The 12,560-nt window shown below is 46.2% G+C and carries 11 protein-coding genes; 2 read left to right on the top strand and 9 right to left on the bottom strand.

Annotation, left to right across the window (positions count from 1 at the left end):
• Positions 1-2 precede the first annotated feature (2 nt).
• Positions 3-1,160 (top strand): DUF5711 family protein, encoded by a 1,158-nt coding sequence (locus tag ABCW47_RS12050; protein WP_343210183.1) that lies wholly within the window; start codon positions 3-5, stop codon positions 1,158-1,160.
• Positions 1,161-1,196: 36 nt separating this feature from the next.
• Positions 1,197-1,892 (top strand): CvpA family protein, encoded by a 696-nt coding sequence (locus ABCW47_RS12045; RefSeq protein ID WP_343210182.1) that lies wholly within the window; start codon positions 1,197-1,199, stop codon positions 1,890-1,892.
• 54 nt (positions 1,893-1,946) lie between these two features.
• On the opposite strand, the gene ABCW47_RS12040 is transcribed toward ABCW47_RS12045, so the two are convergent.
• The 9 genes from ABCW47_RS12040 to ABCW47_RS12000 form a co-directional block, all read right to left on the bottom strand.
• Entirely contained in the window at positions 1,947-4,517 is a 2,571-nt protein-coding gene (locus ABCW47_RS12040) for an ABC transporter permease (protein WP_343210181.1), read from the bottom strand.
• The gene (locus tag ABCW47_RS12035) at positions 4,514-5,197 is read right to left on the bottom strand and encodes an ABC transporter ATP-binding protein (protein ID WP_343210180.1); all 684 of its coding nucleotides are present in this window, start codon (positions 5,195-5,197) and stop codon (positions 4,514-4,516) included. Before ABCW47_RS12035 ends, ABCW47_RS12040 begins: the two co-directional genes overlap by 4 nt.
• Before the next feature lie 234 nt (positions 5,198-5,431).
• A complete protein-coding gene (locus ABCW47_RS12030; RefSeq protein ID WP_343210179.1) occupies positions 5,432-6,367 on the bottom strand; it encodes a sensor histidine kinase in 936 nt (311 codons plus the stop codon).
• A gap of 27 nt (positions 6,368-6,394) precedes the next feature.
• Positions 6,395-7,063 (bottom strand): response regulator transcription factor, encoded by a 669-nt coding sequence (locus ABCW47_RS12025; protein ID WP_343210178.1) that lies wholly within the window; start codon positions 7,061-7,063, stop codon positions 6,395-6,397.
• A 232-nt stretch (positions 7,064-7,295) separates the two neighbouring features.
• Positions 7,296-7,778 carry a GNAT family N-acetyltransferase gene (locus tag ABCW47_RS12020; RefSeq protein WP_343210177.1) on the bottom strand — a complete coding sequence of 161 codons (483 nt, stop codon included), beginning with the start codon at positions 7,776-7,778 and terminating at the stop codon, positions 7,296-7,298.
• A gap of 75 nt (positions 7,779-7,853) precedes the next feature.
• Complete coding sequence (locus tag ABCW47_RS12015; protein WP_343210176.1) at positions 7,854-8,300, bottom strand: hypothetical protein; 447 nt, start codon at positions 8,298-8,300, stop codon at positions 7,854-7,856.
• 209 nt (positions 8,301-8,509) lie between these two features.
• Positions 8,510-9,256, bottom strand: a complete 747-nt coding sequence (locus ABCW47_RS12010) for a lysophospholipid acyltransferase family protein (RefSeq protein ID WP_343210175.1) — start codon at positions 9,254-9,256, stop codon at positions 8,510-8,512.
• Positions 9,257-9,492: 236 nt separating this feature from the next.
• Positions 9,493-10,083 carry a M15 family metallopeptidase gene (locus ABCW47_RS12005; RefSeq protein WP_343210174.1) on the bottom strand — a complete coding sequence of 197 codons (591 nt, stop codon included), beginning with the start codon at positions 10,081-10,083 and terminating at the stop codon, positions 9,493-9,495.
• Positions 10,084-10,380: 297 nt separating this feature from the next.
• Positions 10,381-11,829 carry a nicotinate phosphoribosyltransferase gene (locus ABCW47_RS12000; RefSeq protein WP_343210245.1) on the bottom strand — a complete coding sequence of 483 codons (1,449 nt, stop codon included), beginning with the start codon at positions 11,827-11,829 and terminating at the stop codon, positions 10,381-10,383.
• Positions 11,830-12,560 lie beyond the last annotated feature (731 nt).

Here is a 12,560-nt window from a genome sequence, read left to right as displayed (position 1 = left end):
GCATGAAGAAGAAAAAACAGATGATTGGAATTGGAATCGCCGCTGTCTTGGTGGTTCTGATCATACTTTTTGTCATAAATATCGTTAATAGAAATTACGTTGGATATGAGGTGTTGAACACGGCAGAGCGGAGTGACAGCAACACGGTTCACTATCTGCCCTACGGCGGAAACATTTTAAAATACAGCCGGGACGGAGCGTCTGCTCTGGCGCCGGATGGGTCTCCCATCTGGAACGGCAGCTATGAAATGAAAGCCCCCTATGCGGATGTATGCGGCAGCTATGTGGTGATCGCCGACATCGGGGGAAAAGAGTGCTATGTATTTAACGGGTCTGATTCGGGCACGCTGATCCGCACGCTGGACCCGATTCTGCAGGTGCGGGTTGCGTCACAGGGAGTGGTAGCCGTTGTAACGGAACAGAAGGACGCGAACCTGATTACGGTTTATAATCCCTATGATGCTTCAAATCAGGTCGTTTTTGAGATACCGACGGTTGCCGCGGAAAGCGGATATCCTACGGGAATTGCTCTTTCCCAAGATGGTATTAAGCTGGCCACGGCCTATGTCTCCGTAAAAGGCGGGGTGCTGGAAAGCAGCCTGACCATTTATAATCTGGGAGATGTGGGGAAAAATAATATCAATTATGTAGTAGGCGCTAAGGCCTATGAACAGAATCTGATCGGCGAACTGAAATTCCTGAATAAAGATGTCCTCTGTGTTTTTACTGAGACAGGCTATACCCTGTTTAAAGGTAGCCAGATTCCGGAAGAAGCCTATACGGTTACCCTGGAGGAGGAGATACGAAGCATCTTTCATACAGACAGTCAGGTGGGGCTGATTACAGAGAATAAGGAAGCGGAGGGCGGACGCTACCGGGTCAGAGTATTTGGCACGGGAAGCGAGGAACCCGCCTTGAATACCACAATAGATTTTAACTATGAATCGGTGTCTGCTTCCGGCAAGGACATCCTCTTTACCTCCGGCAACAGCTGCCTGATCCTGACAAACAGCGGCAGCGAGAAGTTCCGTTATTCGTTTGACTACATGGTCCAGTATTTGTTCCCGGGCAATGGGAAAAACAGATACTGCCTGATCAGCGATACGTCAATTGAAGAGATCCGCCTGAGCAGAAAGGATAACCAGGCAGAAGCCGAGTAGCGGAAGAACAGTATAGAAAGGTACAGGGAATAGAAATTGAATTGGTTATTAGCGGCAGTGATTGCCCTGTTGGTGATTTACGCCCTGGCCGGCAGGCGGCAGGGCTTTATCAGGACTGTTTTCTCCATGCTGTCTCTGCTTGTGGCGCTGACGGTATCTGTGGCGGTCAGCCCGATGATCAGCAGGATGTTAAAGGAGAGCAATACAGTATTTGAATTTGTGAAAAGCAAGACGAGCGTGTCGGTGGATGTTAAAAAAGATGCAGATGTTGCAGACCAGATGGAGGCAATTGATGAATTAAAGCTTCCGAAGAATATCAAGACAGCGCTGATTGAGCATAATAACAGCGATATTTATAAGGCGCTGGGCGTGGAGAGCTTTCAGGACTATGTACTTTATTATCTGACCAGCATGGTGATCAACGCGGGAACTTTTCTGATCGTGTTTCTGGTGATACGAATCCTGTTGTTTATTATTAGTGACGCGCTGAATATAATCGCCAAGCTCCCGGTGCTCCATGAGCTGAACAAGGCGGCGGGGATTTTCGCAGGTATACTTAAGGGCCTGCTGGTGCTGTGGATTCTGTGCATTGTGCTGACTGTGTTTGGGACGACCCATCTTGGTCAGACGATTTTTGCCCAGATGGAGGACAGCACATTTCTGATGAGTATTTATAACAACAATCTGTTCCTGAAGGTGGTAACAAGCCTAAAGAAGATGTTGTTTCTATAAAAGCCGGCCTGTCTCTGTGAAGACAGGCCGGTTCTTTATGATCAGGAAGATATTTTATTCGATATTTCCAATTCCCTCCACGATCCTCCTGGTTTTCCATTCCTTTAATATCCGGAAGGAAAGCAGGGCACAGATCAGCAGGGCAACCACAGATACACCTATAAAAGCGCCATAAGAATATTGGAACGGATGTCCCAGGGCCAGCATATCCGACAGTTTATAGAGATATTTAAGTACCGGATGGGTAAGAATAAATGCTGCGGCGACGGCCAGGATGCCCAGGACCATATTTTCAAAGAGCAGCATTTTCTTAGTCATCGCAACGCTCATCCCGATTGACCGGAGCATACAGATCTCCCTGGTACGGCTCTGCATGCGGTAGGTCAGGTTAATGATCATATTCAGGAGAACCAGAATAAAGGCGATTACGGCAATTCCGTAGACATAAACCATCTGCTTGCGGTAAAACATGTCATTCTGTCTGATATCCGAAATCAGACTTCGGGTAGAAACATTGCTGTTTTGATTGCATATACGGATCAGCTGCTGCTCCAATTCCTTCTGACGGGCTGGTGACAGGTCGTCCCTGCCGTCCACATACATAGACTGGAAGCCGCCGTCCGGCACGATTTCCTGTATCCGCTGATCGCTGGTGATCAGCAGGGGATATACGGTCCTGCTGCAGTCGTACATATACTCAAAGGAAACGACCGCCGCAATGGTATAGGTTTTATAGACATACTCAACATCGGAATCGGTAAATGTTTCATAATCGAGGGAGTCGGTCTGAAAATCCGGCCGGTATTTAACCCGAATCTGATCTCCGGCTTTGTACTGCATCAAAAGGCTTCCCTCTTTATAATGGCCGGGAAATTTATTTGACTTTGTGTCATCCATGGACAGCACAGATAAAATAATCTCATCTTCACCGATCTGTTCCGGATCAAAATCTCCTGATATAATATATTTTTTAAGCTCTTTTAATGCGGTTGTATTATATCCGTATAAAACGGATTTATAGACCTGATTTGTTCCGTCATTCCCTGCCCCGCTGTAACCGTTATACTCAAGCATAGAGGCGTTGAAATTATCATAGTAAGAATCATTTCTTTCAATATGATCTTCGTCAATGACACGGACAGGCAGGCCGGAACTTGTTTTCACCGATGCCACATCCGGCAGTTCCTCTATGGCTGCCGCACTTTCCCGGGAGACACCCTGCTTCACATTGGTGTAATCCCGCATGGTCATTGCATACTGGCCGTTCAGATACCACATTTCCTTGGTATCCTCCCGGAATGTCTCAAGGGTCTGGGCCCGGTAGGCAAGGCCGGTAAACAGGGTCACACCCATACAAATAGTAAGGATCACAAAACAACTGGTTTTCACATCCCTGAGAATGTATTTACATCCCATATGAAAGAGCGTGCTCGTTTTGCCGTCAGATTTTCTGATTCCAAAGAGACGGATACCCTCTTTTCCGTCCATAGGATTGCCGGATATTGTCTCAATAACCGGCCCGCGAACAAATTTTCTTCCTGAAGCATACCCGACGATTCCGATCAGAATAGCGGTAATAACTATACAGAGAAGAAGCAGCCCGTAAGGAACCATAAGCGGGAGTATATATTGTTCGTTAAAAAAATAGATTTCTATGTCCCAGTCTCCCGACAATTTCAGAATAAATGCGGATAGAAGCAGGCCGAGGCCGATCCCAGCAGGCACACTTACCAGATAGATCTGATATAATTCCCGTAAAATCATACTCTGCAGCTGTCTCTTCTTCATTCCGACCGCTCTCAGGATACCATACTGTTTCTGGCGGGCGGTGGAGGCGATCCTATAGATACCATAGAATACCACCATACATATGATCAGGATTACACAAATGATCATAGCATCCGTCCGATATAACTCCTCAAAGTTTTCTCTGCCCGGACATTCCTTAATCTGTTTTTCCTGGATATCTAATTCGGACACCAGACGGTTCATCTTATCGTGGTATTCTACGCCCTCCTTCAGCTTCAGATAAGCAATATACTGCTGACCGTCCTGCTGATCCATTGTGGTATACAGATTGATCACACCATATTTTTTATTGCCGGTCATATCTGACAGGATACCTGTCAGTGTACATTCCTCTGTTTTTCCTGTTTTATTATCCTGAATGTCAAAGCTCCGGCCGACGACAGGTTCAACTCCCAAATTCAAAAGAACCCACTTCTCTGCGACGACTTCCCCTTTCTTTTCCGGCAGTCTGCCTTCGATCACCTTTGACATAATGGTAATCATGCTGTCGTCGCCTTTTTCCATAAACAAAGTCTGGTTATTGCGTTCATAAAGAGAACGCCCGACCTGTTCCAACGCCACCCGTTCCAGGTCAGAGTCCTGCTTTAACTGCTCGATCTGCTGGTCCGATAAATCTTCTATGTAGCAGTCGGCGGGTGTGACGATTGTTTTGTTCTGTATATTTTCCAGTCTGTGATTCGTATGCAGAAGAACAAGCATAGCTGTTAAAAGGAGAAAGGTCAGTACAAAGCTGAAGAAAACCGCAAGGGTATTTTTCCTGTAGCTTTTTAAAAACCGTGTGTGCAGCCGAAGCTTGCTGCCGCTTGAATATTTCACTGCCTTCTCACCTGCCTGTTCACAATCTTTCCATCTTCCAGACGCAGGATCTGCCCCGCCAGCTGTGCGATTTCTTCATTGTGCGTAATCATGACCACAGTCTGATGAAACCGTTCACTTGTAATCTTGATCAGTCCGGAAACATCCTGGCTTGTCCTGCTGTCCAGATTTCCAGTGGGCTCGTCGGCCAGAATAATGGCGGGCTTTGCTGCCAGCGCCCGGGCAATTGCCACCCTCTGCTGCTGTCCGCCGGATAAGCGGTTCGGCATACTCGTCAGCTTGCCATGAATGCCCAGAACATCTGTAATTTCAGAAATGTAGTCATCATCGACCTTTCTTCCGTCTAATTTTAAAGGCAATATAATATTTTCCCATACAGTCAGCATGGGGATCAGATTATACTGCTGAAAAATAAAACCGATTTTTCTCCGCCTGAAAATAGTCAGCTCATTATCAGATAGTTGTTGCAGACTCTTATTATCTACAATTACTTCCCCGCTTGTGGGAACGTCCAGTCCCCCGACCATATTCAAAAAGGTAGACTTTCCGCTCCCCGAGGTGCCCACGATGGCCACGAATTCCCCTTTTTCGATCGTCAGGTCAATTCCGTCCAAAGCATGAACCTGCGCATCCCCCTCTCCATAAACTTTTCTTAAATCTTTTGTCTCCAAAATTGTCATCCTCGAAAACCTCCTCCAAGCTGCTCTGTGCATAGATCCGTGCCAAAATGAAAAATAGTCTGTATCTTTACATACAGACTATAACAAATCAATATCTCAAACCAGTTTCTGCAATGTCTCACTTTTGTGATATTTGTTTCATTATCCGGAAAGCACCGTAAAAATCCACCGTCAAATGTTTGAGATGATAGGTCTGACATTTGGGGTGCACTTTAAAACTCTGCCGCTTTTGATCTACCCTTCCTGTTTCAGTAAAAATATCGAGAAAATACTGCCCTCACCTTCTTTTGATGTGAGCTTAATATAACCGTTCTGTGCTTTCATTACTTCCTGTGCCAGGTATAAGCCGATTCCCAGGCCCGGGGCATCACTTACCTCGGGAGAGCGATAAAATCGGGTAAATATATTGGCCTGCTCCGACTCCAAAACTCCCATTCCAGTATCTGTCACATCAATCCGGACAAACGAAACAGCAGCAACCGCACGTACTCGGACAGTTCCGCCGGAAGGCGTATATTTTATGGCATTATCAACGATATTGGCAACGGCTTCTATCGTCCATTTTAAGTCAAATACAGCCGTCTCATCGGCGCTCTCCACAGTAAACTGAATCCCTTTCCCCTCGGACTTGGGGATAAACTGCTTCTGTACGGCGGCCAATACCGGCTCGATACTTTGCTTCTTCACCCTTACATAAATGATTCCAGTTTCTGTCCGGGATAATTTTAACAGCAATTCAATTAAGAAATCCAGCTTTTCTGCCTGATCCCGAATAGCAGCGATGGCTTCCAGGCTGTCACTGCCGGAATCCGCTGGCTGCCATTCACGAAGCAGCTGCGCGTAAATCAAAATATTTGCAATGGGGGTAACAGCCTGATGAGAAAGATCGGATATCAATGCCTGCAGCTGTTCCTTCTCTTCCGAGAGCTTTTGGACAGCAATCTCATTATCGCACAGATAACGCCACATGTTGCTTTCTATCGCTGACAGTTTTGTCTCATCCAGGTGTACATCCTGAAACTTTCGCTGGATTGCTTCATCCAGCATGTCCTGCAGCCGGTTCATGATTCGGTGCTCTCTTCTCACAACATAAAAAATAATACAAATACAAACTGCGATTAGCAGGACTGCCGCAGAAGAAACCGCAATTGCCAGATAGCTTAAATCCATATCTTACCCCCAGCATTCAAACTCCCGTCATTTTGTCCAGGTGTATCCGATACCATATACGGTCTTGATATACTCCGGATGATTTGGGTTATCCCCCAGCTTATTTCTCAGACGGTTGACGGCAACCGTAAGCGCGTGTTCATCTACAAACTCCGTATCTCCCTGCCAAACCTGGTCTATCAGCTGGCCCCGGCTCACACTCTTTCCCTTATTTTCAAGGAGGCAGCGGAGTAACCGCTGCTCTGTCTTGCTTAGCTCCAGGAGATCGATCCCATTCAGGAACTCCATTTTGTAAAAATCAAAATAGAAATTCCCGCTCCGGTATACTTCCTCCGTATTTCTTTCATTTCGCAGCTGGACACCTACCCTGGCCCGTAAAACCATCAGACTGAATGGCTTGGTAATGTAGTCATTTGCACCCAATTCCAATCCGGTTACAATATCCATTTCCATTTTATTGACGGTAAGCATAATAACCGGGATTTTGCTTGTCTTTCGTAGTTCTTTCAGAAAGTCCAGGCCGTTCCCATCCGGCAGATTCACATCTAATAAAATCAGATCAGGCTGCTGCTGTTTCAGCATATCTCCCGCGGTTCGCAGTGAGAAAGCCTGCGCACAGGAATAGTCATTCCGCAAGGTTAGTTTAATTCCTTCATTCAGTTTCTCGTCGTCCTCGACAATTAGAATTCGTTTCATTGCAGACCCTCTTTTTGGAAGCATTTTCATTCAGATATTTGAAGCTCGTGGTATTCGCCATTATTATAGCATTACCTTCCGGATATTTACCAGAGGTTTCGGAAGCAGGATAATATTAGGCCCAATATATGACTGCCCATGATCTGCTGTGAAGATGATCATAAGGATAACAATGATCCCGGATAATAAAATATATAAATAATTTCTCCCCATGATATGAATTATCCTCCGCTCACACTTCCTCTAATCTGCAAACCATAACCCACTCTTCTTCGGTTTCTTTCAAAATCTGAAAACCTGCGCCCAGATACATATTTCGCGCGTAATTATCCTTCTGCACCGACAGGGAGATTTCCGGATATCCCGACTCTTTCAAATGCAGCAGAATACGGTGCAGCAATTCAGTCCCAATCCCTCTGCCGCGCACCTCCGGCAGAAGGGAAATAGCTAGCTCAGGAGTGGTTTCGTTAATGCTGCCGTAGCCGGGAATCGTCCTTACCCAGACGGCCCCGACGACTTGACCATCCGCCTCCGCACATAGGCAGTAATCATCCATTTTTTCTCCAAACCGATCTATGTACCGGTATAAGTCTGGATTGAAAATGACTGCTTCCGGCAGCGGTTCTGCTCCTGCCCTCTGGAAAATAGCCTCATATAAAAATCGCTCCAGCAGGGGATATTCTTCCCTTTTCATTTCTCTGATTCTATAGTCCACAGCACTGGCCTCCCTTTTTATTCGAAACAAAAAACCTCCGGTCCATTTAGCAGGAACGGAGGTTTCAGATTCATATTATTTTGTTAACTTCTTCGCCAGTTTCTGACGAAGGGAGAGCTTAGCCGGTTTTTCCAATCCGGTACGGATTCCTCTTACATCCATGATGTAAATACCATTGACTACAGCCTTGATTTCCTTCTTCACAGGCACATAATCAAAGATTTTCTCATCACACACTAAAGACATAATCTTCGGCCCTACCTTGGCTTTCACGATCGGAACCTTGGAACCCCGCAGATACTTGGGAGTCTGTTCCAGGACGATACTGGGAAGCCCGGCCTCTTTTAACTTCATCCTTTTTTTATCAATAACCAGCATGGAAACGGTCTGCTTGCCGACCTCCAGCTGAGCGGAAGCCTGATCCTGCTTCTTCTGAAGTTTTCTTCCAACAAAATACAGTACGGCCAAAACGACCAGCACAACGGCTAAAACGACTAATAAAACAATCTGCCACGTTTGCATCTGCCTACCCCTTTCTTTCATACATGCTTTGTTATTGTATCATTTATTTTGCCAAAAATAAATAGCAAAATGGAAAATTCTCAAGTTAACAGAAAAAGGGCGGACAGACAGACCTTCAGGGTGCAGGATACCCTGCGGACAGGGGATTTACGGCGGGAAAAAAGAAAGGAGATGCTGCTTTTGCAGAATCCCCTTATGAGATAAATTTATTATTTTTCAAGTGAATCCAGATACGTTTGGTTTGCTTCATACATCCGGCGGATGATCTCCTGCACATAGGGGGCGGGATGTTTTTTGTCCTCCGGGTCAAGATCCTTTAATTGAATGGGCTTCCCGTATTCGATAGAAACATTAGCCTTCCTGATCCAGGGAAACTGATTTTCAAAGAGTTTATCCGTGTTATTAATGGCAACCGGCACGATAAGACAGCCGGTCTTCTGCGCAATTTTAAAACTGCCTTCCTTAAAGGGAAGCATCTCGCGGCCCTGATTTCGGGTGCCCTCCGGGGCGATGTGTACGGAGTAACCTTCCTTGATATGATCTATCGCTGTCAGAATGGTCTTTAATCCAGCCCGGATATCGTCCCGGTCCAAAAAAACACAGTTGAGATAACGCATCCAGCGGCTGATGCAGGGGATACGCTCCATCTCTTTCTTGGCGACAAAGCCGGTCAGCTTCGGCGTGGTGGTATATACCATCAGAATATCATAATAACTTCTGTGGTTGCTGACAAAGAGAATCGGTTCGTCCTTCGGAACATTTTCCAGACCCTTCACCGTTACTTTAGCATTCGTGATCACCTTCAGGATGAATTTCATCGCATGGGACACGATAAACTGGGATGAACTTACCTTGGCATGCGGATTGATTTTACCAATAATAAATTCCACGAGATACAAAGGAATACTGACAATTGCAAAAAGGACCAGAAACAGGCCGACCAAAAACGTTCTCATCTGAATATCTCCTTAGCAGTAATAAGTTAAATGAAATCTCACATAGTGAGGAAACGGGAAACTACTTAATTCCCTTCGGCAATCAAGTAGTTAAACTAAATCTCACATAGTGAGAAAACGGGAAACTACTTAATTTCCTTCGGCAATCAAGTAGTTAAATGAAATCTCACATAGTGAGATTTCATTTAGTATATCACAGATGGGAATTTCTTTCCAGCCATTCCCGGCGTATCAAGTCAGCAGGGACATCCGCAGCAGCGGCGGTAATATTCTTCCAGCGTAATATTATTTTTGTACATGTATGTGGCGGGGATCATTCCCACATACCGCAGGTGCCAGGGCTCATAGGCATATCCGGTGATACAGGTTTTATCTGAAGGATACCGGATGATGAATCCATACCGCCAGGAGTTGGCTGCAAGCCATCTGCCCTCCGCTGTATCGGCAAAAGATTCTTCCAGGCCAAAGTCTGCCGAAGCGGAAGAAACATCCATGGCGAGACCTGTCTGATGCTCACTGGCGCCGGGAGGCGCGGAGTACAGGCTGGTGTGCTCTTCCCCCTTTTCCCGGAGATTTGCCTCATATATTTCTTTTTGCCGCCCATAGGAACGGAACCCGGATACTGCATACAGGAACAGGCCGTCCATAGCTGCCGCAGCAAACAGAATTTCCAGAGCGCAGGCAGCCTTCTGGACCAGAAGTGTCTTTTCCCCCTGCGCATGAGAGTCGGCAAAAGGCACATTTGGCCTTACCAGACAGGGCGGAATATAGTCTGCGCTCAGCCGGTGCGATTTATTTACTAATATAAGAATGGAACGATCATTCATAGCGGCCTCCATTCCGGAGTGTTGCGACGGGGGGAGAAATTCGCGAAGGCGGTTTCTCTTCTGCTGTTGCCGACAGTATTTTATCGAAGCAAACGCCGGTACACTTTGCGGACCGTCTGATTGCAAATAAGTGATCGGACTTATTTATCATAGTAACACCCCAAAATTTTATTTTACCAACAGTATATGTCGTTCGGGGGATGAATGGACGAAAAAAATGAGGATGGTGTATCTTCACCATCCTCTTAAAAAAAATATGCTTATGTTATATCTTATATCAGTGCCTTAATCACTATTTCAGTGAAGGCTGGTGCGGTCAAGCAGCTGATTTTTTACCTGCCACAGCTCATTGGAGAGATCGACATACACCTCCTGAGGATTGACCAGACGCCGGGTCTCATCCCAGAGCGTGTTTAATTCTTCCTGGCAGTAGGTGCGGATATCCATAGTTGATGGAGACTGGTATACACATTCCCCGTTCAGGAAGACAGGAACCAGAAGTTCTCTTAATTCATAGGTGCCAGGTTTCATATATGTCTTCTTCCAGGTGGCGATGGGATCAAACAGCAGCAAAGTATTGTCGGTGTTAAATTTCTCACCCACCATGGAAATCAGATCGGCCTTAATTTTATGCTCTTCTTTGTCGTAAACCCGGTAGATTGTTTTATTGCCCGGATTTGTGATCTTGCTGTGGTTCTCGGAAATCTTGATCTTCGGAATGAATTTTCCATCTTTCTCTACAGCAGCAAGCTTGTACACCCCGCCAAAAGCCGGGCAGTCCTGAGAGGTAATCAGGTTGGTGCCCACGCCCCAGGAGTTGATTGCCGCACCCTGCGTTTTCAGGGAATCAATCAGATATTCGTCCAGATCACTGGAGGCACAGATGGAAGCCTCGGAAAAACCGGCCGCATCCAACATTTTCTTTGCGCGTTTGGAAAGATATGCCAGGTCGCCGCTGTCCAGACGAATTCCGTAGCGGGCCGGCATTTTGCCGGCATCTCTCAGTTCCTCAAATACCTGGATGGCATGGGGCACACCGGAGCGAAGGGTATCATAGGTATCCACCAAGAGGGTTACATTATCCGGATAAAGCTCCGCGTATTTCCGGAACGCGGTCAGCTCATCGTCAAAACTCATGATCCAGCTGTGAGCGTGAGTGCCAAGGGCCGGCATCCCGAACAGTTTGGCGGACAGGACATTGCTTGTACCGATGCAGCCGCCGATGACCGCCGCGCGGGCCCCGTAAGTACCGGCATCCGGTCCCTGGGCACGGCGCAGGCCGAATTCCATGATTCCGTCTCCTCTGGCCGCAAAACAGACCCGGGAAGCCTTGGTGGCAATCAAACTCTGATGGTTGACAATAGTCAGAATCGCGGTCTCCACCAGTTGGGCTTCCATAATCGGTGCAATGACTTTTACCAACGGTTCCATGGGAAATACCACGGTCCCTTCGGGAACGGCGTAAATGTCGCCGGTAAATTTGAATTTCCGCAGATAGCTCAGAAATTCCTCATCAAATATAGAAAGACTCCTTAAATAGGAAATATCATCATCATCAAAGTGCAGGTTTTTTACATAATCGACGACCTGTTCCAGACCGACGCAGATCGCGTAGCCGCTGCCGGAAGGATTGCTGCGGTAAAACATATCGAAGATTACTTTATGATTATTGCCGTTCTTGAAATAACCCTGCATCATCGTCAATTCATAAAAATCGGTGAGAAGAGTCAGGTTTTCGCTTGTTATACTCATTTTCTTTCTCCCTTTTCGTGTCTGCACGGTCCGAGTAAATTAAGATGCCGCGCGGCTGTAGCTGTAAAATATTTTAAGTTTTAACGGAACATATTGTCAAGATTAGGGTGTCTAAAGCACCGTTGGTGCTATACTCTTACCATATATTGATATTGCAGACAAGTTTACACATCAACGTATGGTACAGAGACGGTGCAAAGCACTGTTTTGACACCCTAATCTTATTAAAAATAACGATAAAATATATTCCAATGCCCGATCACACTGATTATAACAAATTACCTTCATAATAGCTAGTGTCTTGTCAGTATTCTTGTCTGTGCAGCCTTTTGCTATACATGCAGCCGGCTGCTGATCCGTCAGATAACAAAACGCCTGGCTGCCTCATTTCCCTGGTTCTTCCGCCTTGACTTTTGAAAATAAGTATACTATATTAAAGAAATGAAACCGTCTGCGGCTGAAAATGCCCGCAGAGGATGGTAAAGACGAGGACGGAGACAGTAGAAAGCAGACAGGCTGGCAAAGCGAGCCGGGGATGGTGAAAGCCCGGAGCAGAGACTGTTTTTGAAAATCACTCCCGAGTTGCAGACTGAACTTACAGTAAGTTGTGCCGGCTTCCGCCGTTATACGGAGGGCATATATTTGTATGCTTCTAAATAGGTGGTTTTTGTGACGGCAGATGTAAGCCCTCATCCTGTTTAGGATGGGGGTGTTTTTTATTTTAT

The sequence above is a fragment of the Anaerolentibacter hominis genome, assembly GCF_032380675.1.
GTDB classification, from domain to species: Bacteria; Bacillota; Clostridia; order Lachnospirales; family Lachnospiraceae; genus Anaerolentibacter; species Anaerolentibacter hominis.
The sequence above is the reverse complement of the archived record's forward strand: the minus strand, read 5'-3'. Positions and strand labels throughout refer to the sequence as shown.